Origin of the sequence: Rothia uropygioeca, from assembly GCF_004136585.1 — a bacterium.
Lineage (GTDB): Bacteria > Actinomycetota > Actinomycetes > Actinomycetales > Micrococcaceae > Rothia.
The window spans coordinates 1-26811 of the sequence record NZ_NOIR01000005.1 but is presented as its reverse complement, the minus strand read 5'-3'; the positions used below and the strand labels follow the sequence as shown (position 1 = coordinate 26811).

Sequence of the window (26811 nt, the reverse complement as noted above, 5' to 3'; positions counted from 1 at the left end):
GTGAGTCATCTCCACATCAACCCGTCGATTCTTTCCGCGGACTTCTCTCGACTGGGCGAAGAGCTGCAAGCGATCGAAACCGCGGATGCGGCTCACATCGATGTCATGGACAATCATTTCGTGCCGAATCTGACCTGGGGACCGGCCGTCGTCGAACGGTTGCACGAGGTCTCACCGGTTCCTTTCGACGTTCATCTGATGATCGAAGACGCTGACCGCTGGGCGCCTCGATACGCCGAAATCGGGTGCGAATCCGTAACCTTCCACGCGGAGGCGGCCATAGCTCCCATCAAGTTGGCCAGGGAACTGCGTTCCCAGGGCTCCCGGGCCGGGATGGCCCTTCGTCCGGCCACGCCCGTTGAGCCATATCTTGAAATGCTCGACGAGCTGGACTTGTTGCTGGTCATGACAGTCGAGCCAGGATTCGGAGGGCAGAAATTCCTTGATCTTACTCTGCCGAAACTGCGTCGCGCCTCGGAGGCAATCCGCGGATCCGGTGGCACGGTGGCCCTCCAGGTCGACGGGGGAATTTCGGAAGAAACCATCGGCCGAGCCGCGGAGGCCGGTGCAGACGTCTTCGTAGCCGGATCGTCCGTTTACGGTGCGGAGGACCCGGCTGCCGCGATCGCCGGATTGCGTTCCGTTGCGTCCCGTGCCGTCGGGGATTCGACGCGGAACGCATTTATGCCATAATCAATGTCACGCAATCGTGCTCCGGGGGTCGGTGAAATTCCGAACCGGCGGTGAAAGTCCGCGACCCGCAGTCGGCTCGAATGAGTCTTGGAATCTGCGGCCGAATCGGTGAAATTCCGGTACCGACAGTACAGTCTGGATAAAGGCGCACGAGCAGAACGCGGCACACGTCGAGGAATATTCGTTCTCCTCAGAGATCGATTTTCTTGCCGGACGTGGAGTCGTTCGTTGTGTTCTCCCCGGAGCCTCCGCAGCTCGGAAGGAGAACAGTGAATATTCTGCGGTGGCTCTTCGACGCTCAGCTGACTATCGGCGGAGGTTTTATTCTCTGGCGCGAGGTCCTGGGCAACCTTTTCGGCCTCGCGTCCGCCCTCGGCGGAATGCGTCGCAAGGTCTGGGCCTGGCCCATCGGCATCGCCGGCAACCTCTTGCTCTTCACGGTATTCCTGGGTGCCGTCTTCGGCTCACCGCACCCCGTGAACCTCCTCGGCCAAGCCGGTCGTCAAATTATGTTCATCATCGTCTCCGTATACGGCTGGTACCAGTGGAAAGCTGCGAAATCCCAAGGGCACGCAGCCGTTTCGCCTCGGTGGGCTTCGTGGAAAGAGCGATTGGTCCTGGTCGTCGCGCTATTCGGGGGCACCGCACTGCTGACCCCGGTCTTCAGAGCACTCGGCTCCTACGAACCCGTGTGGTCCGACGCATGGATTTTCATGGGCTCTCTCCTCGCGACATGGGGGATGGCCCGTGGCTGGGTCGAATTCTGGCTCATCTGGGTTGCGGTCGACATCGTTGGCGTACCGTTGCTTTTCTCGGTCGGCTATTACGCTTCAGGTCTGATGTATCTCTTCTACGGTTGCTTTACCCTGACTGGTTTCTTTATCTGGTGGCGCACGAGGAATCGTGAGCACAGGGTCCAGGTCGAAACCCGCTTCCCGGACCCCACCGTGGACGTCGACAAGGATTCCAAGTGATAGCCCCGGAATTCGATGCATCGGATCAGCGGGCCATGACGACCGCCCTCGACGTCGCGCTGTGCGGTCCACGGGGTGCGAACCCCCTGGTCGGGGCCGTTCTGGTTGACGAATCCGGCCGGATCCTTCACACCGGTCGGCATCTGGGCAGGGGGTCGGCGCACGCGGAAGCCGACCTGATCGCCTCGGCGCGAGCGGAAGGGACCGACATGCGGGGAACCACCCTCTACGTCACTCTGGAACCCTGCAACCACGTGGGTCGCACTGGTCCGTGCTCACACGCAATCCTCGACTCCGGGATTCGCAAGGTGGTCTACGCCGAATCGGACACCACGAGCAATGCTTCCGGGGGCGGGCGATTCCTCGCGCGTCACGGAGTTGACGTCCGATCCGGTCTGCTCTCGGATCAAGCCCATCGCCTCAATGTCCGATGGTGGGAGGCCCAAAGGGCTGGACGCCCCTTCGTGACGGCCAAAGTGGCCGCGTCTCTGGACGGATTCGTGGCGGCCCAGGACGGCACGAGCCAATGGATCACGGGTCCTGAATCCCGCAACCACGGGCATCGGATACGCAACCGTGTTGACACGGTTCTCGTCGGTACCGGTACGGTCCTTGCCGACGATCCTCGACTGACAACGCGAACTCGCGACGGTGTGCTTGAGGAGAATCAACCGCGCCGGGCCGTTATGGGACTGAGACACGTGCCGGAGTACGCGGCAATACACCTCGACGCAGGGTTCACCAAGCTCGACACCAGGTCCCCGCGAGAAGCCTTGGAACGTCTTGCCCGAGACGGCGCGCGGCATGTGCTTGTCGAAGGCGGTCCAGGAATCGTCTCTGCGTTCCTCGCCGACGGCGTGGTCGACGAAATGTACTGGTACACGGCCCCAATGCTCTTCGGTACGGGGCGATCCGCCGTGGGCGGCTTGGAAACCGCGACTCTCAGTGATGCCCATTCTCTGGCGGTGGACGCCGCCGGTTCCGAGGCCGACGGAACCACCTCCGGAATTCGGCTTCTCGGACAAGACACCCTCACCCACCTCGCCGCCGCGCCTGCGGCCAACAGAAAGAAGTAGACATGTTCACCGGAATCATCGAGACCTTGGGAACGGTTGAGAAGATCGAAACGCACAAGGATTCCGCGGTCCTTCGCGTACGTGCCGGCCGCCTCGCCGCAGATCTGCCAGAAGGGGGATCGCTGGCCGTCAACGGTGTATGCCTTACAGCTACCCGGACCGAGGCGGGAAAGGATCTCTTCGTCGCCGACGTCATCGGAGAAACACTGGTCCGTACGAATCTGGGTGCGTTACGAGAAGGATCACGCGTCAATCTGGAAAGGTGCCTTCCCGCCGATGGACGCTTCGACGGCCATATCGTCCAGGGCCACGTGGACGGGACGGGGACCATAGAGTCCATCGAGGAGCATCCCGACTGGTCGTTGATTCGCGTGACCGTGCCTCCGGCCCTGGCCCCGCAGATCGCCGAGAAAGGGTCCATCGCACTGGACGGCATCTCGCTCACGGTCACCGCCGTGAGCCGACCCGATGAGCAGCAACAGTGGTTCGAAATCGGTGTCATCCCCACGACGCTGCGCGCTACAACTTTGGGTACGAGCCAACCGGGAGACACCGTCAACCTTGAGACCGACGCCGTGGCGAAATACCTGCTGCGCGCCCACGAATTCGGGACCGCGCCGGCGGAGATCGGAACCGCATCTTCCCCCTCGTTGCTCGGTCGAACCCAGGAGACATTCGATTCGATTGATGAAGCCATCCGCGTGATTTCCAGGGGAGGTCTTGTGGTCGTCGTCGACGACGAGGACCGGGAAAACGAGGGGGACCTCATCGGCGCGGCCGCTTTGGCCGACCCAGCTCGCCTCGGATTCATGGTGCGGTATTCGTCGGGTGTTGTGTGCGCTCCGATGACGGCCCAGCGTGCCGACGCACTCGAGTTGCCGCCTATGGTGGCTCACAACGAGGATCCAAAAGCCACCGCCTACACCGTCACCTGTGATGCGGCCTACGGTGTCGAAACCGGGATCAGTGCTCAGGACCGAGCCAAAACCCTCAACGTTCTGGCCGGATCGAGCTCGTCACCCGATGACCTGACCCGGCCCGGACATATTCTGCCGCTTCGGGCGGTCGACGGTGGCGTGCGTACCAGAGCGGGCCACACCGAAGCCGCTGTGGAACTGACCCGGCTCGCCGGACTACCGGAGGTCGGGTACATTGCCGAGCTCGTTCACGATGACGGCACGATGATGCGCTTCGACGATCTGCGGGCCTTCGCCGATCGCCATGGTCTGCCGATGATCTCGATCGAGGCATTGGCCGCCAGGCTGAACCAGATGGATGCCGAAAGCGTGGAGGCATGATGGGCCAGCCTCCACATGACGATGACGACCCCGTCGACTCATCCCGTCCTGTCCTCGTACCCACACCTCACGGGAACTTCGAGATGCGGGCCTGGTCCTTTCCGGATCAGCACGAGCTGCTCAGCGCGACCGCCGTGGACGACCAGGGGCGCGCAATCGACGGAGAAAATCCGGCACCTCTTGTCAGGCTCCACTCCGAATGCCTGACCGGCGACGTCTTCGGATCTTTCCGATGCGACTGCGGTCCCCAACTCCACCAAGGCCTCGAACAGATCTCAGCCCAAGGCGGAACGCTCATTTACGTCAAAGGTCATGAAGGCCGGGGGATCGGACTCGTCAACAAGCTCAAGGCCTACGCTCTGCAGGATGAAGGCATGGACACCGTCGAGGCGAACCTGGCTTTGGGGTTCCTCGCGGATCCACGGGCCTATCGACAGGCGGCGAGTGTACTCCGGGAACTGGGGATCACGCATCTGCGTCTGATCACCAACAACCCCGCAAAAGGCGAGGCTCTTGCGGAGCTCGGGCTCACGGTTCGGTCCTTGGAAGCCGACGAGGTCCCTCCCCGGCACGAGAACGCCCGATACCTCGCGACCAAACGCGATCGGATGCACCATCGATTGGTGCTTGCTCCGACAAACCTCGAAGGGGGCGCGCCTCGAGACTCCGACGGCCTCCCCACCCAACCAACTGAAGACCTCTAAGGGGACACATCATGAGCGGAATCGGAACACCCAGCACGGCGTTCGGCCAACTTCAGACCGAAGGGCTGAAAGTCGCCGTGGTAGCCGCATCGTGGCATGAGCAGGTCATGAATGGCCTCCTGGACGGGGCCCAACGGGCCCTCCACGATGCGGGTCTCGACGAGTCGGCCACACTCGTTCGCGTACCGGGGTCCTTCGAACTGCCCGTTGCCGCGCGTCGTCTTGCGGACAAACACGATGCCGTCGTGGCGCTCGGCGTCGTGATCCGGGGAGGCACCCCTCACTTCGAGTACGTGTGCGCCGCGGCGACGGAAGGGCTGACCCAGGTCAGCGTCCAGACCGGCACACCCGTGGGCTTCGGCGTTCTGACGTGCGACGACGACGAGCAGGCTCTCGACCGCGCTGGTTTGGAGTACTCGAGCGAGGACAAGGGCTACGAAGCCACGGCCGCCGCGGTGCAGACAGCGGTAACACTCGCTCATGTGTGAGGGCTGCGGGGTACCCTGGGCAAGTGAAAACCTTTGAAGACCTGTTCTCTGAACTGACCACCAAAGCCACCGACCGGCCGACTGGCTCCAAGACCGTCGCCGAACTCGATTCCGGAATCCACGGGATCGGGAAGAAAGTGGTCGAGGAAGCCGCCGAGGTCTGGATGGCCGGCGAATACCAGACCGACGAGGAGCTCTCCGAGGAGATCTCACAGCTGATTTACCATCTTCAGGTCCTGATGATTGCCCGCGGACTCAAGTCCGAAGATATTTACAAGTACCTCTGAACCAGCATCGGACCACGGGAACGATCGTTTCCGCAAGGACTTAAGGACTTTCATGTTGCGCATAGCCGTGCCCAATAAGGGCGCTCTTTCTCAGGCCGCACAGACCATGCTCTCCGAAGCCGGATATCTCCAGCGACGAGACACTCGGGAACTAGCCATCGTCGATGACGTCAATCAGGTCGAGTTCTTCTACCTGAGGCCCCGGGATATCGCGGTCTATGTGGGGCACGGGACCCTCGATGTCGGAATCACCGGCCGGGATCTGCTTCTGGACGCGGAGGCCGATGCAGACGAGGCTCTCGGTCTCGACTTCGCTCGTTCGACCTTTCACTTCGCGGGGCCTGTGGGGCAGTTCTCGGCAATCGAACAATTGCAGGGAAAGCGGGTTGCGACAAGCTATTCCAGCCTGTTGCGCAATTACCTGGCCGAAAAGAAGATCGACGCGTCGGTCGTTCGATTGGACGGCGCGATCGAATCCTCGATCCGCCTGGGTGTCGCCGATGCCATTGCGGACGTCGTCGAGACCGGAAACACCATGCGTGCGGCGGGCCTGGAGATTTTCGGCGAACCCATCATGCGGTCAGAAGCCCTGCTCATCAAGAGGCGCGGTCTCGAAGACGCTGCGGGCTTGGAGGTCCTAGCCCGCAGGATGCGCGGCGTGCTCGTCGCCCGACAGTACGTCCTGATGGATTATGACGTGAGCGAAGAGAATCTGGCAGCGGCCACCGCGATCACCCCAGGGCTCGAAGCGCCTACGGTCTCGCCGCTGCAACGCCAGGGCTGGTACGCCGTGCGGTCAATGGTTCCCCAGCGTTCGACCAACCAACTCATGGACAGCCTCTACGAGGTCGGAGCCCGTGCCATTCTGGTGTCGCCGATTGCCGCGGCCCGGCTCTGAACGACCGATGGTCCGAGGAGGAAAAGCAATATGACTGTAGCTGTGCGTGTGATCCCGTGTCTGGACGTCGACGCCGGACGCGTGGTCAAAGGAGTGAATTTCGAAGGGCTTCGGGACGCCGGAGACCCGGTCGAGCTGGCGAAGCGTTACGACGCCGCTGGAGCCGATGAACTGACATTCCTGGATGTCACGGCGTCCTCGTCCGCACGCGAGACGACCTATGACATCGTCGCCCAGACGGCCGAGCAGGTCTTCATTCCGCTCACCGTCGGCGGAGGAGTCCGCACACCCGAAGACGTGGACCGGCTCCTGCGCGCAGGCGCGGACAAGGCCTCGATCAATACCGCCGCCATCAACAATCCTGAGGTCATCGACGCCATCGCCGAACGCTTTGGAAACCAGGTGCTGGTGCTGTCGGTCGATGCCAAACGCACTGATCAAACCTCATCCGGCTTCGAAGTGACGACTCATGGCGGACGACGGTCCACGGGGATCGACGCTCTGGACTGGGCCCGCGACGCGGCCGAACGCGGGGTCGGGGAGATCTTGCTGAACTCCATCGACGCAGACGGTACCAGGGACGGATTCGACCTGGAGATGATCCGGGCGATCAGGGACGTCGTGGATGTCCCCTTGATCGCTTCGGGCGGCGCCGGCGAACCCGCGCATTTTCCGGAGGCCATACGGGCCGGGGCAGATGCGGTACTGGCCGCGTCGATCTTCCATTTCGGGCCGGACAGTGCGATTCACGAGGTCAAGAACGCGATTCGAGAGGCGGGGTTCGAGGTCCGATAACTGGGCGGGAATCTGTTCAGTATTCGACCTCGACCTCGGCGGCTTCTCGGCGGCCGAACAGATACAGAAGGATTTCAAGGGGCGTTCCCGTGATCGTGACCTGTTCGCCCGTACTCGGAGCCTTGACGACCTTTTGCACGAGCCCGCTGACCCTGGATGCCTCGGCTGGCTTTCGGAGCGTTTCCCGTCCGAAAACGGGTGAGCCCTGATCGTCGGTGCCGACGATCGTGAGGCCGTCGGGGTAGCTCTTGGAGAACATTTTTCCCTGCGAAGACAGCGTTTTCCAGATCTTTTCGTCCTCGTGATCGACCCGGGATTCGCCGCCGTTCATTTCATTCGCAGCGGGAGAGCCTCGGAGCACGTCTTCTCGATGGACCACGTACTCGACGTAATTCATTCCCTCGTCCACGGTTCCGTGCATTCGGTTGGGAGCTTTCGCCTGCGCGAATTTCTCGACCGCTTCCATGTACAGGCGACCGTCGGTCAGCTTCTCGGCAAGTTCTTCGGTCTTCCTTTCGGTTCTCGCTGCCAGCGGGGACAGAACGGCTCCTGCCGCGATGTCGGGCCGGGTCTCGCGGAGGAGCAAATGCGCCACCATGTGCTCGGTGTTCCACCCTTCGCACAGTGTGGGCTTTCCCGGACCGGTCTTTTGAAGGACTTCGACGAGTTGGTTTCTGAGATCTGTGATCGCGCTCATGTCCTCATCCTAAGACCGTCGGGTGCCAAAGGGACACCACACGGTAGAGTAAAGGCTTGATGATGACTCAGTCGCGCGCCCAGGACACGGCGCTCTCCGCAGAGATCGAAGAGCGCCTCAAATACGATGCACAAGGATTGGTTGCCGCCATTGTGCAGCAGCATGACACCGGAGAGGTCCTCATGCTTGGCTGGATGGACGCCGAAGCACTCCGTCGGAGCCTGACCAGCGGACGCGTGACTTTCTGGTCGCGGTCTCGCCAAGAATATTGGCGCAAGGGAGACACTTCCGGGCACCGCCAATACGTCAAGTCCGTGGCTCTCGACTGCGACGGAGACGCATTACTGGTGCGGGTGGACCAGATCGGGGCCGCATGCCATACCGGAACCCGCACTTGCTTCGACGGGCGTGAGCTTCCTGCGGTGGTCGGAGACGCGGAAGCCTGAGCCCTCAACACCAACTGTTGTAAGGACGCAACCATGACCAGTCAGCAACAAGAACTGCCGGGGCAGATTCGCCCCACCAGAGAGGAATTCCGTGAGCTCGCGGCTCAGCGACGCGTCGTACCGGTGAGCATCAAAGTCGTCGCCGACTCGCTGACGCCCATCGGAATCTACCGTTCGCTCGTCGCTCGGGACGGGCAGGCGAAACCTGGCACTTTTCTCCTCGAATCCGCAAATGCTGGAGCCCAGTGGTCGCGATATTCGTTCATCGGCGTATCCTCACGATCAACGCTGACCACCAAAGACGGCAAGCCATTCTGGCAGGGCACGGTGCCGGAGGGTGCGAGGACAAACGGCAGTCCGGTCGATGCCATACGTGACACGTTGGAGATGCTCCACACAGAACCCTTCGAGGATTTGCCGCCCCTGACCTCGGGTCTGGTCGGATACTTGGGCTGGGATACGGTTCGGCATTGGGAGAAACTGCCGCACCCGCCGACCGACGACCTCAACCTGCCCGAATTCGCCCTCAACCTGGTCTCCGATATGGCGATCCATGACCACAAAGACGGGTCGGTGACTTTGGTCGCCAACGCCATCAACTGGGACGGCACCTCGGAGCGGGTGGATTGGGCCTACGATGACGCCGTCTCCCGCGTCCACTCCATGCTGAAGCATCTGGCGGAGCCCTTGGGACGAACCACCGTGTCATACCTGTCGGACAACGACGCTCCAGCCAATCCGTTCGAGGAAGACATCACAGAAACGTGGAGCCGTCAGCAGTACATGAACTCGATCGTCGAGGGAAAGCACGCGATCCACGACGGCGACATCTTCCAGATCGTCATTTCTCGACGATTCGAGGCTGAGACCGATGCCCTGCCCCTCGATGTGTACCGCGTCCTGAGACAGACCAACCCATCGCCGTACATGTACCTGTACACATTCGAGGATCCGGACGGAGAACCGTATTCGATCGTGGGGTCCTCGCCGGAAGCCCTCGTGACCGTCAGCGGTGACAGGGCAACCACGCACCCAATCGCCGGATCGAGGCCGCGAGGAGACACGCATGCGCACGACGTCGCGCTCGCGGAAGAGCTCCTGGCGGACGAGAAAGAACGCTCGGAACACTTGATGCTCGTGGATCTTTCCCGCAATGATCTGTCCAAAATTGCTTCCCCGGGCACCGTGGCGGTGACACAATTCATGGAAATCGAGCGCTTCAGTCACATCATGCACATTTCTTCGACCGTTGAAGCCCGGATACGGGAGGACGCGAATGCCTACGACGTCCTGAGGGCCACCTTCCCGGCGGGCACGCTCTCCGGAGCACCCAAGCCACGGGCTATGCAATTGCTCGACGATTACGAACCTCATCGCCGAGGCGTCTACGGTGGCGTGGTGGGTTACTTCGATTTCGCCGGAAACATGGATATGGCGATCGCGATCCGCACCGCACTGCTCAAGAACGGGCGTGCGTATGTACAAGCCGGGGCCGGTATTGTGGCAGATTCCGTACCGGATACCGAGGCCGATGAAACCGTCAGCAAGGCTGCTGCTCCGTTACGAGCCGTGCTTCGAGCTCGTAACCTCACGAGCCTGGCAGAGGAGGACCGAATATGAGCGAGGATCCCGCCGAAGGGTCTAAGACCACCGCCGAGGTGGCCGGGAACACCGATGAGAACACGAAGAAGGCGGGCTCCGGACGCATCATATTGACGAGCCTCCTGGTGCCGATTCTCGCGTTCGTCACGACCCTGTTCCCATGGATCCACGCGAATGTCTCGAGTGTCCTTTCGCAGGTCAACGTGGACGTCAAAGGAACCGATGCCGCCCCAGCGGTTTCCGCGCTCGGCCTGGTCGCTCTCGCCGGCGTTGTTGCAGTCCGGATTGCGGGCAAAGTCTTGCGTGCCGTCATCTGTGCAGTCATCGCTCTGGCCGGTGCAGGCATGGCGATCGCGGCCCTGACCGCGGCGATCAACCCGCAGGACGCGGCGATGACGAAGGTCGGTGAGGCGACCGGGACCAACGGTCCCGGCGGAAGCTACGTCGTGACGGTGTGGCCGTGGCTGACCTTTGTCCTCGGAATTGCCACGGTTCTGGTCGCGGTCTGGCTCTGGTGGTCCAGCCGCCATTGGAAGACGACCTCACGTCGGTATGAGCGGGAGTCGCAACATTCGGTCCAGAAAGGTGAGAACCCTCACGCCGACGATATCGACACTTGGGATTCGCTCTCCGAAGGGGAAGATCCCACGCGGTAGCGGAGGCGAAACATCGTTTGTCCGTGCCCCGCATGGCATAGAATGACACCGTAGTGCGCGTTTGTACCGCGCTGATTGCTTCACCAAAGGAGGGCCAGTGAGCTCTGAACAACAACTCGAACTCACACCGATCGCCGTTGAGGGTCACGGCAACACGATTTCCGCATGGGCCCTGGTTGTGCTGGTCGTGGTCGGTTTGACCGTCGGTTGCGTTGCTTTTGTCGTGGGGAACACTCCGTGGGTCATCGTTGGCCTGGCCATCATCGTCGTGGGCTTCATCGTCAGCGGTGTGCTCAAGGCCGCCGGATTCGGCAAGCTCGGCTCACGGACCAAGAGCCACAAGTAAGCATTGAAGTCAGACAGCGCTCCCTGATACGTGAAATCATCAGAGGGGCGCTGTTCTCTATGATCAGCGTGGCAGCATGCCACGAAGCGCAGTAGACCGGAGATCACCGCTTTCATGACAGTTTTGGACGACATCATTGCCGGAGTCCGCGAGGACCTCGAGGAGCGCCGTCGGAGGGTGAGCCTCGATGAATTGAAGGAAAAGGTTTCCTCGGTGTCCCCCGCGAGGGACGCCGTGTCGGCTTTGCGTGGTCCCGACCGAGAGACCGTCGAGATCATTGCGGAGGTCAAGCGAGCAAGCCCCTCCGCGGGAGATCTTTCCCGGATTGCAGAACCTGCCGATCTCGCGCACGAATACGAAGCAGGGGGAGCGGCCGCAATTTCTGTTCTCACCGAATCGCGGCGTTTCAAAGGATCCTTGGAGGACCTCGACGCGGTTCGCACCGAGGTTTCCATCCCGATCCTGCGCAAGGATTTCACGGTCGATCCTTACATGATCTGGGAGGCCCGTGCACATGGCGCCGACCTCGTTCTGCTTATCGTCGCCGCCCTAAGCGACGACGAATTGCGTGATTACCTGGAACTGACCCATCGCCTCGGGATGAACGCGATCGTCGAGGCCCACACCGTCGAGGAGATCGAGCGCGCGGCGGCCGTTGGGGCTCGTATCGTCGGTGTGAATGTCCGCAATCTCAAGACTCTTGAGACGGACAAACAGCATTTCGCGAACCTTGCATCCCATCTTCCGGAGGGGCCGGTCATCGTGGCCGAATCCGGTGTGGCCGAGCCGAGTGATGTGGCAACCTACGGAAGTCAGGGTGCAGAAGCCGTCCTCGTGGGCGAAGCACTGGTCAAGCATTCCGATCCCCGGGAAGCAGTCGGCGAGTTCAAGAACCAGGGACGCAAAGCACGCGCCGCTTACCTGGGAGAAAAGGAAGCAGAACATGGCGAATAACCCAGCATCGGAACAGGACCGAGACCTAGCCGAGACCTTCTTGGAGGCCCCTCACGGCTCGTTGAAGAACGCGAGCGGGCCCTATTTCGGACAGTTCGGGGGCCAGTGGATGCCTGAGTCGCTGATCCGCGCAATGGACGAGCTCGAGGACACCTTCGAAAAGGCCAAAGCGGATCCCGACTTCCTCGATGAGTTCCAGCGGTTGTCCCGGGAATACTCGAACCGGCCTTCCCTGCTGACCGAAGCTGAACGGCTGAGCGAGCGCGCCGGAGTTCGTATCTTTCTCAAGCGCGAGGACCTGAACCATACCGGTTCGCACAAGATCAACAACGTATTGGGCCAGGCCCTGTTGGCCAAGAAGATGGGCAAGACCCGTCTGATTGCCGAAACCGGGGCAGGCCAGCACGGGGTTGCCACGGCCACCGCGGCGGCGTATTTCGGCATGGAATGCGTGGTCTACATGGGCGAGGTCGACACCAACCGGCAAGCGCTCAACGTGGCCCGCATGCAGCTGCTCGGGGCCAAGGTCATCGCGGTGCAGAATGGGTCGCGGACCTTGAAGGACGCGATCAATGAGGCATTGCGGGACTGGGTTGCCAACGTCGAGGACACCCATTACCTCCTCGGTACGGCCGCCGGTGCGCATCCTTTCCCGGCAATGGTTCGGTATTTCCACGACGCCATCGGTACGGAAGCACGTCAACAGCTTCTCGAGAGGACCGGCCGTCTCCCTGACGCGGTTGCCGCCTGCGTGGGTGGCGGATCCAACGCCATCGGAATGTTTCACGCCTTTTTGGATGACGAGTCGGTTGAGTTGTACGGTCTGGAGCCGGGTGGAGACGGTCTGGACACAGACCGTCACGCCGCCACGATCAACTTGGGTCGGCCTGGGGTCCTGCACGGTGCGCGCACGTACCTCATGCAGGACGACGATGGCCAAACCATCGAGTCCCATTCGATCTCGGCGGGACTCGACTACCCGGGAGTCGGACCCGAACACGCGTACCTTTCGGAGATCGGGCGCGCCTCGTATCAAGCCGTGACCGATACCGAGGCCATGGATGCCTTGCGCACGCTGTGCGAGACGGAGGGCATCATTCCGGCCATCGAGTCCGCCCACGCCCTGGCGGGAGCTCTGCGCCTGGCCGGACAGTGGAAGCAGGAAGATCCGGAAGGGGCCCGCGAGAAGATCATCGCCGTATGCCTTTCCGGCCGCGGGGACAAGGACATGGATACTGCGGTCGAATGGTTCGGACTCGGCAAAGCCATCCCAAGTTCAGAAGTCAACGCCGCCAGCCTCAGGAGCCAGGAATCCGGCAACGGTCAGGATGAGGCCGCGGAGGAGCAGAAATGACCACAACATCTCCCAAGAACCCGAACCGGTACAGCGCTGGGACGAAGACCTTTCCGCTGCCCAATCCTGGCTCGAAGGTACGCGCACGCATCCAGGCTTGCCGGGCAGAAGGTCGTCCGGCGCTCATCGGTTATCTTCCGGTCGGATATCCGACGGTTGAGGATTCGATTCAAGCCGGGATTGAGTTGGGGCGCAACGGGGCCGACATCATCGAATTGGGAATACCCTATTCGGACCCGGTGATGGATGGGCCGGTGATCCAGGATGCAACGGCTGTGGCCCTGAGCAATGGCTTCAAGGTCAACGACGTCTTCCGCGCCGTCCAGGAGATTACGGAGCAGACGGACGCGGTCGTGGTCGTGATGACGTATTGGAATCCGGTCATGCGCAAAGGCGTCAACGAATTCGCTCGCAAGCTGGCCGAAGCAGGTGGCGCCGGCATCATTACACCGGACCTCGTACCGGATGAGGCGGGGGAATGGTTCGTAGCCAGCGAGACCCACGGACTGGACCGGATATTCCTGGCCGCGCCCTCGTCGTCGGCCGAAAGATTGGACATGATCGCGCACGCATCCAGCGGGTTCGTCTACGCTGTCTCCGTTATGGGAGTGACGGGCGCAAGGTCCTCGGTTTCGGACGTTGCCGAACAATTGGTGTCCGATATCCGTACGGCCGGGGCTGAAAACGTGTGCGTCGGGTTGGGAGTTTCCCGACGCGAGCACGTCGAAGAGATCGGAAAGTACGCCGACGGAGTCATCGTGGGGACAGCCCTGGTGCGTGCCTTGGGCACTGGCGGTCCAGCGGCCGTCGGAACCCTGACTCGCGAATTGGCCGGCAGCGGCGACACGTCCGTATGAGTCTCGTGACGCCGATCGCTTCCCTCCCTTCACCGACCTGGTCGGGATTCCACATTGGGCCTTTGACCATTCATGCGTACGCGCTGTGCATCTTGCTAGGCATCGTGATTTGCCTGTGGCTGACGTCCAAACGATGGCAGTCCATGGGGGAGGACCCCGAGAGGATCTGGGACATCGCGATTTGGGCCATACCGTTCGGCCTGGTCGGAGCGCGCATGTATCACGTTCTCGTCACTGCCCCCGGTGACTATTTCGGCCCCGGCAGAAATCCTGTGGATGCCCTCAAGATCTGGGAGGGCGGAATCGGAATTATGGGGGCCGTAACCGTCGGCGGCCTTGGAGCGTGGATCGCGTGCCGAAGGATGGGGCTTTCACTGGCCAAATTCGCCGACGCCGCGGCACCGGGCATCCTCATCGCTCAAGGCATCGGGCGCTGGGGCAATTGGTTCAACCAAGAGCTGTTCGGGAAGCCGACCACGCTGCCGTGGGGCCTCGAAATCAACCCGATGAGCCATAACTTCCCGACCCAATATGCGCCGGGGACGTTATTCCACCCGACTTTCCTGTATGAATCACTGTGGGACATCATCGGTGGATTGGTCTTACTGTGGCTCTCCCAACGGATTCTTCGCACGCGCGGGCAGGTCTTTTGGGTGTACGTCATGTACTACGGAATAGGCCGCTTCTTGATCGAACTGTTCCTGCGGATCGATGAATCCGATGTGTTCCTGGGCCTGCGCATTCACGTGTGGACCTCCGGATTCCTGGTGGTGCTTGCAGTCGTGATGCTCGCGGTCGTATCCCTACGACGGAGGCGGCGAGCTGGGGAGATCAGCCCGTCGGAAGAATCCGACGCGCTGACACCGTAAGTGAAACGTAGCCGCGTGCGGCTGAGTCCGCGAGCCGTGAGCATCCTTCAAGGGGAACCCGTTTTCTCGTGTTCGCGACCAGAAACTGAGTCGAATTTTCCCCGTAACACATTCCAAACTGTGGATATCTATGACGCCGCCCACCCTCGTCGTGGTAATTTTGCGAGACAACACATAGGCAAGTCGTAGTTCCTGCCCCTGCATCACGGGCAGGAACTTTTATCGAACCGGCGCCAACACACCGAGAACGCCGGTATTGTCTCGTGATTGCTGCAATGAAGCGGCCACCGTTGAATCGTTGGGCGATGCCCCAGGTGAAGCGCTCGTTGCGGACACGATGAGCACCTTTCTTTTCCTTGACGGTGCCATAGCTATACCCAAATGCTTGGCCCGTTTCCTTCAGGAACCGATTCTTCGAGCCGCTGATCGTGGTTCCGCGTATTCCGCTGCGCGAGCCCAGGAACTCAAGAGGGCCGAGGCCCAATCCTGAGTTCACGGACTGACACGAGGAGGAGAGGCTTCAAGTATGACTGGCTTCGAGATGACCCGTTCCGTCAAGGAACACGGCCACGTGCGCTCACCGTTCACCACGTTCGCGGATATCCCCGAGAAACAGGGGCTTTACGACCCGGACTTCGAAAAGGACGCTTGCGGCCTGGCGATGATTGCGAGCCTGACCGGCGACGCGACCCACGATGTCGTAGACAAGGCACTGACGGCCTTGCGCTCGCTTGAGCACCGCGGAGCCGTCGGCGCGGACGAAGGCACGGGAGACGGGGCCGGGCTTCTGACCCAGGTGCCCGATGAATTCTTCCGGCAGAACGTAGACTTCTCCCTGCCCGAGTCCGGTAAATACGCGGTCGGAACGGCATTTTTGCCAACCCATGGCGTGAATGCCGATGACCTGCAGGAAGCCTTGGCTGAAATGGCAGAGGGCGAAGGGCTGCAGGTGCTCGGTTGGCGTGTCGTTCCCGTCGACGAAACCGTCGTCGGAGCTTCGGCACGCGCCGTCATGCCGTATTTTGTGCAGATGTTCGTCTCCGAGGCGGTCACGGAAGAGACTGCGGAAGCCTTCACGGGGCACATTCCGCTCGTCGACCTGGACCCCGAGCAGGAACGTCGCCAGCTGGATCAAAAGGCTTTCCGCGTGCGGAAACGCTCCCAGCACAAATTGGGGATCTATTTCCCGTCGTTTTCGACACGGACCATCACGTACAAAGGCATGCTGACGACCGCCCAGCTCGAGCCGTTCTACCCGGACCTTTCTGATCCGCTGTTCAGGACTCGTCTCGCGATCGTACATTCGCGTTTCTCGACGAATACGTTCCCGTCATGGCCGTTGGCACAGCCATTCCGGGCGATTGCGCACAACGGCGAAATCAATACGGTCAAGGGAAATCGCAACTGGATGCGGGCACGGCAGTCTCAACTCAAGTCCCCAGTACTGGGGCGGCATCCGGAAGAGCTGTTTCCGATTTGTTCTGTGGGAGCTTCGGATTCGCAGTCCTTCGACGAGGTCGTTGAACTCCTGATGCTTTCGGGCCGTTCGATGCCTGAAGCGATCATGATGATGATCCCGGAAGCCTGGGAGAATCACGAGACGATGGATGAGGACCGGCGCGCCTTCTATCGGTACCACGCGACACTCATGGAACCGTGGGACGGTCCTGCCGCAGTAACCTTCACGGATGGCGACCTGGTTGGTTCGGTACTGGACCGGAACGGACTGCGCCCGGGCAGATACTGGGAGACCGACGACGGTCTGGTCATCTTCGCTTCCGAGGTGGGTGTCGTGGACCTGGGAGACACCAAAATCGTGTCCAAGGGCCGCGTTTCGCCCGGGACTATGTTCTTGGTGGACACCAAGCAGGGACGAATCGTTCCTGACCAGGAGGTCAAGGACGATATCGCCAAGCGCAATCCGTGGAAGGAGTGGGCACAGCAGAATATCTTCACGCTGGATGACCTTCCGGAACGTGAGCACCGCAATCCCTCGGCGCAATCGATCTTGGTGCGTCAGCAGATTTTCGGCTACACCCACGAGGAGCTCAAGTCCCTTCTGGGACCTATGGCCGCCAAGGGAGCCGAGCCGATCTACGCTATGGGCACGGACACGCCGATTGCGGTCCTCGCGAAGCGGCCGCGGCTGCTCTTCGACTACTTCATCCAGTCCTTCGCACAGGTCACGAATCCACCTTTGGACTCTATCCGCGAAGAACTCGTGACGTCGCTGCGGAGCTCGCTGGGCCCTAACGGCAATTTGCTGCGCAACGACTACGTTCGGACACGGCAGCTCGAACTTGACTTCCCGGTGATCGACAACGATCAGTTGGACAAGATCATGCATATTGAGGACGAGGACGGTATGTCCACGGCCCTGAAGGTGCGTGGGCTATACAATCCGGCCGGGGGAGCGGCGTCGTTGCGGTCCCGACTGTCCGAAATCTGCGAGAAGGTCTCGGCCGCCGTCAACCGCGGTGTCGAGTACGTGATCTTGTCGGATCGCAATGCGAACGCCAATTGGGCACCGATCCCGTCGCTCCTTCTGACCGCGGCAGTTCACCATCACTTGTTGCGCTCTGCCACACGCACCAAGGTCGGCCTGGTCGTGGAGGCCGGCGACGTGCGCGAGGTCCACCATGTCGCGGCGCTCGTAGGCTTTGGCGCTTCCGCCGTGAACCCGTACTTGGCCATGGAATCCGTTGAGCAACTGGTCCGCACGGGAGATCTGAAGGACGTGAGTGCCGAACAGGCGACGCGCAATCTCATCAAAGCCTTGGGCAAGGGATTGCAGAAGATCATGTCCAAAATGGGTATTTCGACCGTGAGTTCGTACTGCGGCGCCCAGACTTTCGAAGCTCTCGGGCTTTCGCAGGCGCTCGTGGACGAATACTTCACAGGCACGCATTCCCAAATGGGCGGGGTCGGCTTGAGCGTCATTTCGGATGAGGTCAAGTCCAGGCACGATCGCGCTTACCCTCAGGATGGGGTCAAGGTTCCGTATCGTGACCTGGAGACCGGGGGAGAATACGACTGGCGTCGTGACGGAGCGCCACACCTGTTCAACCCGCACACGGTATTCAGGCTTCAGCACGCGACCAAGACTCGCCGCTATGACGTCTTCAAGTCCTACACCAAGCTCGTGGACGACCAGTCCAGGGACCTGATGACTCTGCGCGGACTCCTCGACTTCAACGGGCGTCGCCACCCGGTGCCGCTCGAAGAAGTCGAATCCGTCAGCTCCATCGTGAAGAGGTTCTCGACCGGTGCAATGTCCTACGGTTCGATCTCCCAAGAGGCCCATGAGACCCTCGCGATCGCGATGAATCGACTGGGCGCCAAATCCAACACCGGTGAGGGCGGCGAGGACCTGGAGAGGCTGCTCGACCCTGAGCGACGCTCCGCGATCAAGCAGGTGGCTTCGGGGCGTTTCGGCGTGACGAGCCTGTACCTGACCCACGCCAAGGACATCCAGATCAAAATGGCTCAGGGCGCGAAGCCTGGAGAAGGCGGGCAGCTTATGTCCGCCAAGGTCTACCCGTGGGTTGCGCGGACCCGCCACGCAACACCGGGTGTTTCCCTCATTTCTCCGCCTCCGCACCATGACATCTATTCGATCGAGGACCTCGCGCAGCTGATCTATGACCTCAAGCGCGCGAATCCCGAGGCGCGGGTGCACGTCAAGCTTGTCTCCGAAATCGGTATCGGGACGGTCGCCAGCGGCGTGACCAAGGCAAAGGCCGACGTCGTACTGGTTTCCGGTCACGACGGCGGCACGGGAGCGGCCCCCATGAACTCCCTCAAGCACGCCGGCGCTCCCTGGGAGCTCGGTCTGGCAGAGACGCAACAGACACTGCTGCTCAACGGTTTGAGGGATCGAGTCGTGGTTCAGGCCGACGGCCAGATGAAGACCGGGCGCGACGTCGTCGTGGCCGCTCTTCTCGGAGCCGAGGAATACGGCTTCGCTACCGCGCCGTTGGTCGTCGAGGGGTGCATCATGATGCGCAAGTGCCACCTGGACACATGTCCAGTGGGGGTTGCGACGCAGAATCCGAAGCTTCGGGAGCGGTTCCAAGGCAAGGCTGAGCACGTCGTCAACTTCTTCGAATTCATTGCCGAGGAAGTGAGGGAATACCTTGCCGAACTGGGGTTCCGGAGCCTTGACGAAGCCATTGGCCATGCCGAAGTCCTGGACACTCGCAAGGCCGTTGCGCATTGGAAGGCCGAGGGGCTGGACCTTCGGCACATCCTGCGTTCGACGGCGGATGAATACGGCAACCAGGGCATTCGCAATATGCGTCCTCAGGATCACGAGCTCGGGAAGCATATGGACAATGAGCTCATCCGTCTTTCCGAGGCGGCCTTGACCGAACGTACACCGGTATCCATTGATCATTCGATCATCAACACCGACCGTGCGGTAGGCACGATGCTCGGCAACGCGGTGACCAAAACCTTTGGGCCTGACTTCCTGGACCATGACACCATCACGGTTAATTTGCACGGGCAAGCGGGACAATCGTTGGGCGCGTTCTTGCCGCAAGGCATCACCCTGAGGCTGACCGGGGACGCGAACGATTACACGGGCAAGGGTCTCTCTGGCGGACGCGTCATTGTCCGGCCCGAGGCCGATGCCCTCTTCAACGCCCAAGATAACGTCATCGCCGGAAACGTGATCGGCTACGGCGCGACGAGCGGTGAGCTGTTCTTGCGCGGACAAGTGGGAGAAAGATTCCTCGTGAGAAATTCGGGCGCAACCGCTGTTGCTGAAGGAATCGGCGATCACGGGTGCGAGTACATGACCGGCGGCGTGGCTCTGATCATCGGACAGACTGGCCGTAACTTTGGTGCGGGAATGTCTGGTGGCGTCGCGTACGTGCTGGACCTGGACCTTGCCGACGTGAACAGAGCGGCTCGGGAATCGGGCGAACTGACGTTTTCCGGTTTGGACGAGGACGACGAAAAGCTCGTGACCCAACTTCTCGAAAAGCACTACGCCGAGACAGGATCCGAGGTGGCTCATACGATGCTCGCGGATCCGGAAGGTTCCATGGCACGCCTGACGCGTGTGATGCCGCGCGATTTTGCGGCCGTTCAGGTGATCCGGTCACGGGCCGAAGCAGAGGGCAACGATCCGGATGGAGATCCGGTCTGGCAAGAGATTCTGGAGGTGACCGCGCATGGCTGATCCCCGCGGCTTTCTGAAGTACGAACAACGTGTGGACCGCCCCAAGCGGCCGGTTCCGGTACGCATCATGGACTGGAAAGAAGTCCAGGTTGAACAGGACTCGGCTACGCTGAAACAGCAGGCGTCCCGTTGCATGGACTGCGGCGTTCCGTTCTGTCATCAAGGTTGCCCGCTGGGCAACCTGATTCCCGAGTGGAATGACCTCATGTGGCAGGGACGGACCGCAGAGGCGGTTCAGCGGATGCACGCGACCAACAACTTCCCGGAGTTCACGGGCAGGGTCTGCCCGGCTCCGTGTGAGTCCTCGTGCGTGTTGGGCATCAACCAGCCGGCCGTGACGATCAAACAGATCGAGTACACGATCGGCGAGAAAGCTTTCGATGAGGGGCTCATCGAGCCTCACCTGCCGGAGCGGCTCGTGGACAAGACGGTAGCCGTGGTCGGTTCCGGGCCTGCGGGGCTCGCCGCAGCGCAGCAATTGACCCAAGCCGGTTATACCGTGGCTGTCTACGAACGGGAAGACCGTATTGGGGGACTGCTCCGTTACGGGATCCCAGATTTCAAGATGGAGAAGTCCGTCCTGGACCGTCGATTGGATGTGATGCGCGCCGAGGGTACTCGCTTTCGCGCGGGCGTCGAGATCGGCAGGGACATCCCGTGGGACCAATTGCGGCGTCGGTATGATGCCGTCGTGGTGGCAACGGGGGCGACCAAACCACGGGATCTGCCGATTCCCGGACGCGATCTCGACGGTGTTCATTTCGCGATGGAGTACCTTGTACAGTCCAACCGGGTCGGGGCCGGCGATGAAGTTCCGGACCAGATCAACGCCGAAGGAAAGCACGTGGTGATCCTGGGCGGCGGCGATACGGGTGCGGACTGTATCGGTACCGCGAATCGGCAGAAGGCCGCCTCGGTGACGACATTGGCCATTGGTAAGAAGCCGCCGGAGGAACGTGCTGGGCACGAGCCGTGGCCGATGTTCCCGAACCTCTTTGAGGTCGCGAGTTCGCACGAGGAAGGCGGCGAACGCAACTACCTCGCCTCGACCATTGAATTCGTGGGCGAGAATGGCCGGGTCACCGGCATCAAGGTTGCTGAAACCGAGTACAAGGACGACGGGAAGCGGGGGCCAAAGGAAGGCACCGAGCGGATCATTCCGGCCGACCTTGTCTTCCTGGCCCTTGGTTTCACGGGGCAGGATTCTGAGGCGATCGCCGAGCAGGCCGGAGCCGAAATGGATCCTCGTTCCAATGTGGCACGAGACGATGAGTACATGACCAACGTCCCGGGCATCTTCTCGTGCGGGGATGCCGGTCGGGGCCAGTCGTTGGTGGTATGGGCCATTGCCGAGGGCAGGGCATGCGCCGCGTCGGTCGAACGTCATCTGGTCGGCAGCACGCTGTTGCCGGAACCGGTGGCTCCGACCGACCGTCCGATCGATCTGTTGTAGCGAAACCCTGGCCCAGATGCAGGGAGGCCCCGAACCCACGCCGTGGGTTCGGGGCCGTCCTCTATGATCCGGTCCGGTGATTTGCACCGGGCCGTGGAAAGACGAGTCAGAGTGCCTTGACGGCGTCGACGAAGGGGGCGATGGCAGAGCGGTCGCGGTAGTCGGCCGATCCGCCGTAGCACTCGACCATTTGGCGGTCGGTCTCCGTCTTATTGGGTTTGGACTTGAGGAAGGTCTTGACACCCATCATGGCGGTCTTGTGCGAGCGGGAAAGCACCGAATAGTCCATACCCCCACGGAAATGCGCGGTCGGGGCACCTGGCCGATAAGCGTCTCCCAGATTTTTGGCAAGCACCCCGTCGAGCTTCTCTTTCGGTTGGGAGACATCCCCTGAGAACGACACGGTGAAGTACGCCAGCTTTTTGTCGCGTAGGTATTCCGCGAAATCGTGGACACGGTCCGCAGCCGTGAGCTTTCCGGCATAGTCACTGGCTCCGATGATCACGGTGTCCGCTGCGTCGACGGTGGAAGGGGTAGCCTGGTCCAGAGCCATTGCGCGCCCACCGGTGTCTTCGGCAATCCAGTCGGCGTAGGAGCGAGTGTATCCGTAGTGCGATCCGTAGAGCACAAGGGTCGTGGTCATGAATTCTCCTGTATCTGCGCCTGTGTCAGACGTATATCGCCCCTGCGAAGGCTCCTGGCCCATGCAGTGGAGCTAAATAATGCTCCTTCAAGACTAACTTTTCGGACGTGGATCGGCGTATCGAAACGCGTGTCCAAGTGTGTGGGACAGTGTGGGATTTTTGGGTTCGGTGGGTCGCCCACCCCGTGGCGGCCTGAAGCAGTAGGCTCCGGGCTCCTTACTCTATTTTGCCTTGAATATCCAGGGGTTGCGAGCGTCGGACGTGATCTGGGTCTACTTTGTGGGGCAGGGCGAGTAAACGGGACTTGAGCGAGTCACGAACCGAGCCTTACTGTTCATGTGGCTTTAAGAGAACTACAGTTAACGGCATGAGACGCGCAAAAATCGTATGTACCTTAGGACCCGCCCTTTCCAGTTACGACAAAGTCTCGGAGGCCATCTCCGCAGGACTCAACGTCGCCCGCTTGAACATGAGCCACGGCGACCACGACGTCCACACCCAGAACTATGACAACGTGCGCCGCGCCGCGGACACTCTCGGAAAGAACGTTGCGATCCTGGCCGATATCCAGGGACCGAAGATTCGCCTGGAGAGCTTCGCAGACGGGCCAGTGGATCTGGCCCAGGGTGACACGTTCAAGATCACTATTGAGGACGTTCCCGGCAACCAAGAGATGTGCGGAACGACCTACAAGGGTCTTCCGGGCGACGTTCGCCCCGGCGACGCCCTGCTGATCGACGACGGCAAGGTTCGCCTCGAAGCGACGCAGGTTGACGCGACGACCGTGACCACTCGTGTCGTGGTCGGCGGCACCGTCTCGGATCACAAAGGCATCAACCTCCCGGGTGTTGCCGTGTCGGTCCCGGCACTGACGGAGAAGGACGAGCGGGACCTCCGCTGGGCGCTGAACACCGGCGTCGACATCATCGCGTTGTCCTTCGTCCGGTCGGGCGACGACATTGTGCGCGTGCACGAGATCATGGAAGAAGAAGGCCTGCACCTGCCGGTCATCGCCAAGATCGAGAAACCGCAGGCGGTGGAGAACCTTCAGGACATCGTCGACAAATTCGACGGCATCATGGTGGCCCGTGGCGATCTCGGCGTCGAGTACCCGCTCGAAGAGGTCCCGCTCGTGCAGAAGCGCGCAATTACGTTGGCCCGCCGTTGGGCCAAGCCGGTCATCGTGGCGACCCAGGTTCTCGAGTCGATGATCAGCAACCCGATGCCGACTCGCGCCGAGGCTTCGGATTGCGCCAACGCTATTCTCGATGGCGCCGACGCTGTGATGCTCTCGGGTGAGACCTCAGTGGGCAAGTACCCGATCATTACGATCCAGACGATGGCCCGTATCGTCGAGTCAACTGAGCAACACGGTATGGACCGTGTGCCCGCGCTTGGTTCGAGCCCGCGCACCCGCGGCGGCGCCGTGACTCTGGCGGCCGTTAACATCGCGGACCAGCTGAACGTCAACTACATCTGTACATTCACTCAATCGGGAGATTCGGCTCGTCGTTTGTGCCGGCTCCGCCCCTCCAAGCCGGTTTTGGCCTTCACCCCGGATCCCAAGGTCCGTGCATTCATGGCGCTTTTCTGGGGCGTGGATGCGGCGCTGCAGGAAGAGTACAGCGATACGGACAGTATGACGGAAGCCGTGGACCGGTATCTTCTGAACCGCAATTTGGTCAAGAAGGACGAATTGCTCGTGTTGACCGCCGGTTCGCCTCTGGGAGTCGCCGGCTCGACGAACATGGTCAAGGTCCACAGGGTCGGGGATGTCGATGACGACGGCACCCGCACCCCGGAGAGCCGCGAAAAGTTGGGCCCGTACCAGCACTAAGCGCTCAACGCCTTCGATGACTTGCGCGACGGCGGGGCGGGAGATCTCTTCTCCTTCCCCGCCATCTCATCCGCGTTGCGTCACCGTGAACCGGCGATTTCACGTTGAGGGCCTGATTGTGTAAAGTAATCGTGGTTCGAAGGTGACTATGAGGGTCGCCCCGACGAATGCCCAAGTGGCGGAATTGGCAGACGCGCCGCACTCAAAATGCGGTTCCTCACGGAGTGTGGGTTCAAGTCCCACCTTGGGCACTAGCAGTAAAGTAGCGGATCTTATGTATTACTTAGCGTGATACATAAGACCCGCTTTTTTCGTTTTGACGGCCATGCGAGCGCCTTTTCCATCGCCGCCACCGCCTGATCCGTCACCTCAGGCACCATGTGCTGATATCGGGTCGTCATCTGAATTGTTGAATGTCTCAAGATTTCCATGGCCACACGCGCTGGGACCCCCTGCACCAACATCAGTGTCGCTGCCGTGTGTCTCGCGTCGTGCAGCCTCGCGGCGGGCATTTCTGCAAGGGTAAGAATCTTCTTCCACTCGGCGTGATCCGGCTGATCTGATAGAGGTGTTCCTTTCGCCGTGGTGAATACGAAATCACCTAGCGGGTCGCCAACCCAGGATGACCCGAGTGTAAGTCGGTCTTTCGCCTGTTGGGTCCGGTGGGAGCGCAATGCGGATCGTAGAGAGTCGGGCAGCGGGATCGATCTGTTCGACTTCTTTGTTTTGGGTTCCCCGAGTCCGGTCCCAGAGCCGTTGATAGACCGTTGGAGAGTGTGCCTGACATGGATCACTCCCGCTTCCAGGTCTACGTCCTCCCATCGAAGACCAAGCGCTTCCCCTTGCCTCAATCCGAGAGCTAGGGGCGACAGTCCAGCGTGGGGAGTTGCGTCGGTCCTGGGCGACTTGGAGAACGGCTTTAGCGTCCTCGGCGGTTAGCGGGTTCGCTTCCTGATGCGGCAGTGTCAGTGAATCCACAACGTGATTCACAACGAAAATTTCAACCGTGAAGGCTCGGTCAACGGTCAACGGCTAACCGGTCGGGGGTACTACCACCCTGGTCACGGAGGCGCGGTACAACGCGCAGAACTTCGGGCGGCTGAAGGCGGATGTATTGTTCGTGCAGAAGCAGAACGAAGACCTCAAGGCGGAGATCGCCTCTCTGAAGGAGGGCAAATAATATGGCTAAGAAGAGGTCGGGACGACTACGCCCGCGGCCACCGGGGGGGGCGTCCATTATCGGGATCGCCCTGGCAACGTTGATCGTGAAGCTTGTTCCGGCTGATATTGGTACGGATGGGTTCCGCGACCCTGGCGGTGGTCCTGTCGGCCTTGTGTGGCCTGGGCGCGGCTTATTTGTCCCCGCCGAAGGTCCAGGCTCTCGCGCCGTCTGCGGATGCAGTAGCACAGCGTGTCGCTGAGGTTGCCCCGACCGCTACGGTTCCGTCTGCTGATGAGGTTGCGGAGGCCGTCGCGTCCGAGGTCAATACAACAGAGACCGCATCGTATGGTGGTCAGCATGCGGTGACGGAAACACCGGCTGCGGTTGAAACCGCGTTCCAGGACGTCGCGGATGAGGCGTATCCGGACCTCGACGCCTTGGCTAAAGTAGAGACTTTCTAACATCCCCCTTAGCTGGTGGACCTGTGTGTTAGACGAAAGGACCCCCACTCACCTTCATCGGTGGGTGGGGGTTCTTTTTCCGTGCCCATTAACGTTTGTGGAATTGGCGGTTTCGTTCGGCTTCAAGGTTCATAACGAAACGGCGGGCCTTAGCAAACTTGCCAGGATTGCGCCCATGCAACGGGACCTGATAAATCTTGTCGGGCGTGTTCAGGACGAACCAGCCGGTGTTGCGGGAAACGTGCGTGCCGCCACCTAGCGCGAGTGCACCGATGGGGCCTGCGATCATTGCGCCTGCGATGGCGCCTCCGGCACCTGAGGTGTGGATGTCTTCGGCGGTTCCGGTTTCGCTGATGTAGGCGGTGCATTCGGTTGCGTCGTACCGTCGCCCTCCGGCGAAGACCCAACCGAGGCGGAGGGCGTGTGGGCCGAATGTGGCGTTGTTGGTTTTGGCGGACGGTGTGAGGGACCGTTTCAGGGATTCGGTGAAGTAGCTCATCTAATTGTTCCTTCGTGTCTTACTGGTCTTGCACGAGCGTTTCGGGGGATTGCATACATACAGGTGAGTCGGGGAAACTGCCCGTGCTGACTTCCTTGCCGTCTACCGTGATTCGACAGGTTGGCTTGCCGCTCATCTCGGAATCGTCGGGCGTGATAGTCACGACCCAAACATCATCCCCAGGGGATTCGACTTTTTGGACCAGTCGCCTCTGAACTGTTCTTCCTTGTCCGTGGACCCTGCTGAGTAGGTGACGGTCGCGGGCGTGTCCGAGTGGGCGGTGAGCGTGACGCTATCGCCCTGCGCGGCCTTCACGTTCTCTTTGGCGAGGCTTTCTTGCTCCTGCGGTGCCAGGTCACCGGATGACGAGGGAGCCGCATGCGGTGAACTTGCGCTGGATGAGGGCGATGCGTGGTCTTCGCCATTGGAGCATCCGGCGAGCGCGAGTGCGGCGATGGCGAGAATGGGGAGGGCGCTAGCTTTCATGGCTGGTTCTCCTGGTGTGAAGTGAAAAACAAGTTGAGTCTAGCCGTGGGGTTTTCTGGGTGCTAGCTGGGAGGCAAAGTTACGGGG

27 protein-coding genes, 1 tRNA gene and 1 riboswitch are annotated in these 26811 nt (G+C 61.0%); of the genes, 23 read left to right on the top strand and 5 right to left on the bottom strand.

Going from position 1 to position 26811, the window contains the following annotated elements; genetic code table 11:
• The 9 genes from rpe to hisF all read left to right on the top strand — a co-directional run bounded on the left by rpe (position 1) and on the right by hisF (position 7213).
• Positions 1–693 carry a ribulose-phosphate 3-epimerase gene (gene rpe, locus EWR20_RS11765; protein WP_129360885.1) on the top strand — a complete coding sequence of 231 codons (693 nt, stop codon included), beginning with the start codon at positions 1–3 and terminating at the stop codon, positions 691–693.
• A 13-nt stretch (positions 694–706) separates the two neighbouring features.
• Positions 707–847, top strand: a riboswitch (FMN riboswitch).
• Positions 848–962: 115 nt separating this feature from the next.
• Positions 963–1667, top strand: coding sequence for a nicotinamide riboside transporter PnuC (pnuC, locus tag EWR20_RS11760; RefSeq protein ID WP_129360884.1), 705 nt, complete (start codon positions 963–965; stop codon positions 1665–1667).
• Positions 1664–2743, top strand: a complete 1080-nt coding sequence (ribD, locus tag EWR20_RS11755) for a bifunctional diaminohydroxyphosphoribosylaminopyrimidine deaminase/5-amino-6-(5-phosphoribosylamino)uracil reductase RibD (RefSeq protein ID WP_129360883.1) — start codon at positions 1664–1666, stop codon at positions 2741–2743. The genes pnuC and ribD overlap by 4 nt, the downstream gene beginning before the upstream one ends.
• 2 nt (positions 2744–2745) lie before the next feature.
• Positions 2746–4041 carry a 3,4-dihydroxy-2-butanone-4-phosphate synthase gene (gene ribB / locus EWR20_RS11750; protein WP_129360882.1) on the top strand — a complete coding sequence of 432 codons (1296 nt, stop codon included), beginning with the start codon at positions 2746–2748 and terminating at the stop codon, positions 4039–4041.
• A complete protein-coding gene (locus tag EWR20_RS11745) occupies positions 4038–4745 on the top strand; it encodes a GTP cyclohydrolase II (protein WP_129360881.1) in 708 nt (235 codons plus the stop codon). The genes ribB and EWR20_RS11745 overlap by 4 nt, the downstream gene beginning before the upstream one ends.
• 11 nt (positions 4746–4756) lie before the next feature.
• Positions 4757–5233, top strand: coding sequence for a 6,7-dimethyl-8-ribityllumazine synthase (gene ribH, locus EWR20_RS11740; RefSeq protein WP_129360880.1), 477 nt, complete (start codon positions 4757–4759; stop codon positions 5231–5233).
• Positions 5234–5256: 23 nt separating this feature from the next.
• Complete coding sequence (locus EWR20_RS11735; protein ID WP_129360879.1) at positions 5257–5520, top strand: phosphoribosyl-ATP diphosphatase; 264 nt, start codon at positions 5257–5259, stop codon at positions 5518–5520.
• Between the two features lie 52 nt (positions 5521–5572).
• Positions 5573–6418 carry an ATP phosphoribosyltransferase gene (gene hisG, locus EWR20_RS11730; RefSeq protein ID WP_129360878.1) on the top strand — a complete coding sequence of 282 codons (846 nt, stop codon included), beginning with the start codon at positions 5573–5575 and terminating at the stop codon, positions 6416–6418.
• A gap of 30 nt (positions 6419–6448) precedes the next feature.
• Positions 6449–7213, top strand: a complete 765-nt coding sequence (gene hisF / locus EWR20_RS11725; protein ID WP_129360877.1) for an imidazole glycerol phosphate synthase subunit HisF — start codon at positions 6449–6451, stop codon at positions 7211–7213.
• Between the two features lie 16 nt (positions 7214–7229).
• Here hisF and EWR20_RS11720 read toward each other — a convergent pair whose 3' ends face one another.
• The gene (locus EWR20_RS11720; RefSeq protein ID WP_129360876.1) at positions 7230–7910 is read right to left on the bottom strand and encodes a maleylpyruvate isomerase family mycothiol-dependent enzyme; all 681 of its coding nucleotides are present in this window, start codon (positions 7908–7910) and stop codon (positions 7230–7232) included.
• A gap of 59 nt (positions 7911–7969) precedes the next feature.
• Here EWR20_RS11720 and hisI point away from each other — a divergent pair, with 59 nt between their 5' ends.
• From hisI to EWR20_RS11670, 11 genes are all read left to right on the top strand, one after another.
• On the top strand, positions 7970–8356 hold the full coding sequence (gene hisI / locus EWR20_RS11715) for a phosphoribosyl-AMP cyclohydrolase (RefSeq protein WP_129360875.1): 387 nt from the start codon (positions 7970–7972) through the stop codon (positions 8354–8356).
• Between the two features lie 33 nt (positions 8357–8389).
• A complete protein-coding gene (locus EWR20_RS11710; protein WP_129360874.1) occupies positions 8390–9976 on the top strand; it encodes an anthranilate synthase component I in 1587 nt (528 codons plus the stop codon).
• Positions 9973–10614: a Trp biosynthesis-associated membrane protein gene (locus tag EWR20_RS11705; RefSeq protein WP_129360873.1), complete on the top strand. Its 642-nt coding sequence runs from the start codon at positions 9973–9975 to the stop codon at positions 10612–10614. Before EWR20_RS11710 ends, EWR20_RS11705 begins: the two co-directional genes overlap by 4 nt.
• Before the next feature lie 97 nt (positions 10615–10711).
• Complete coding sequence (locus EWR20_RS11700) at positions 10712–10960, top strand: HGxxPAAW family protein (protein ID WP_129360872.1); 249 nt, start codon at positions 10712–10714, stop codon at positions 10958–10960.
• Positions 10961–11074: 114 nt separating this feature from the next.
• Positions 11075–11914, top strand: coding sequence for an indole-3-glycerol phosphate synthase TrpC (gene trpC / locus EWR20_RS11695; protein ID WP_129360871.1), 840 nt, complete (start codon positions 11075–11077; stop codon positions 11912–11914).
• Positions 11904–13268, top strand: a complete 1365-nt coding sequence (gene trpB / locus EWR20_RS11690) for a tryptophan synthase subunit beta (RefSeq protein ID WP_129360870.1) — start codon at positions 11904–11906, stop codon at positions 13266–13268. Before trpC ends, trpB begins: the two co-directional genes overlap by 11 nt.
• Positions 13265–14125 carry a tryptophan synthase subunit alpha gene (trpA, locus tag EWR20_RS11685; RefSeq protein WP_129360869.1) on the top strand — a complete coding sequence of 287 codons (861 nt, stop codon included), beginning with the start codon at positions 13265–13267 and terminating at the stop codon, positions 14123–14125. The genes trpB and trpA overlap by 4 nt, the downstream gene beginning before the upstream one ends.
• Entirely contained in the window at positions 14122–14994 is an 873-nt protein-coding gene (gene lgt / locus EWR20_RS11680; protein WP_129360868.1) for a prolipoprotein diacylglyceryl transferase, read from the top strand. The genes trpA and lgt overlap by 4 nt, the downstream gene beginning before the upstream one ends.
• Positions 14995–15331: 337 nt before the next feature.
• Positions 15332–15484, top strand: coding sequence for a hypothetical protein (locus tag EWR20_RS12710; protein ID WP_165001040.1), 153 nt, complete (start codon positions 15332–15334; stop codon positions 15482–15484).
• A gap of 36 nt (positions 15485–15520) precedes the next feature.
• Entirely contained in the window at positions 15521–20182 is a 4662-nt protein-coding gene (gene gltB, locus EWR20_RS11675) for a glutamate synthase large subunit (RefSeq protein WP_129360867.1), read from the top strand.
• Complete coding sequence (locus tag EWR20_RS11670) at positions 20175–21635, top strand: glutamate synthase subunit beta (RefSeq protein WP_129360866.1); 1461 nt, start codon at positions 20175–20177, stop codon at positions 21633–21635. Before gltB ends, EWR20_RS11670 begins: the two co-directional genes overlap by 8 nt.
• Positions 21636–21741: 106 nt before the next feature.
• On the opposite strand, the gene EWR20_RS11665 is transcribed toward EWR20_RS11670, so the two are convergent.
• A complete protein-coding gene (locus EWR20_RS11665) occupies positions 21742–22278 on the bottom strand; it encodes a flavodoxin domain-containing protein (protein WP_165001039.1) in 537 nt (178 codons plus the stop codon).
• Between the two features lie 368 nt (positions 22279–22646).
• Here EWR20_RS11665 and pyk point away from each other — a divergent pair, with 368 nt between their 5' ends.
• A complete protein-coding gene (gene pyk, locus EWR20_RS11660; protein ID WP_129360864.1) occupies positions 22647–24116 on the top strand; it encodes a pyruvate kinase in 1470 nt (489 codons plus the stop codon).
• A gap of 169 nt (positions 24117–24285) precedes the next feature.
• Positions 24286–24367, top strand: a tRNA-Leu gene (locus EWR20_RS11655).
• Positions 24368–24388: 21 nt separating this feature from the next.
• On the opposite strand, the gene EWR20_RS13165 is transcribed toward EWR20_RS11655, so the two are convergent.
• The gene (locus EWR20_RS13165; RefSeq protein WP_165001038.1) at positions 24389–24967 is read right to left on the bottom strand and encodes a site-specific integrase; all 579 of its coding nucleotides are present in this window, start codon (positions 24965–24967) and stop codon (positions 24389–24391) included.
• A 445-nt stretch (positions 24968–25412) separates the two neighbouring features.
• Between EWR20_RS13165 and EWR20_RS11645 the strand changes: the two genes are divergently transcribed.
• A complete protein-coding gene (locus EWR20_RS11645) occupies positions 25413–25739 on the top strand; it encodes a hypothetical protein (protein ID WP_129360863.1) in 327 nt (108 codons plus the stop codon).
• 88 nt (positions 25740–25827) lie between these two features.
• On the opposite strand, the gene EWR20_RS11640 is transcribed toward EWR20_RS11645, so the two are convergent.
• Both EWR20_RS11640 and EWR20_RS11635 read right to left on the bottom strand, forming a co-directional pair.
• Positions 25828–26238, bottom strand: coding sequence for a hypothetical protein (locus EWR20_RS11640; RefSeq protein WP_129360862.1), 411 nt, complete (start codon positions 26236–26238; stop codon positions 25828–25830).
• 159 nt (positions 26239–26397) lie between these two features.
• On the bottom strand, positions 26398–26724 hold the full coding sequence (locus EWR20_RS11635; RefSeq protein ID WP_129360861.1) for a hypothetical protein: 327 nt from the start codon (positions 26722–26724) through the stop codon (positions 26398–26400).
• Positions 26725–26811 lie beyond the last annotated feature (87 nt).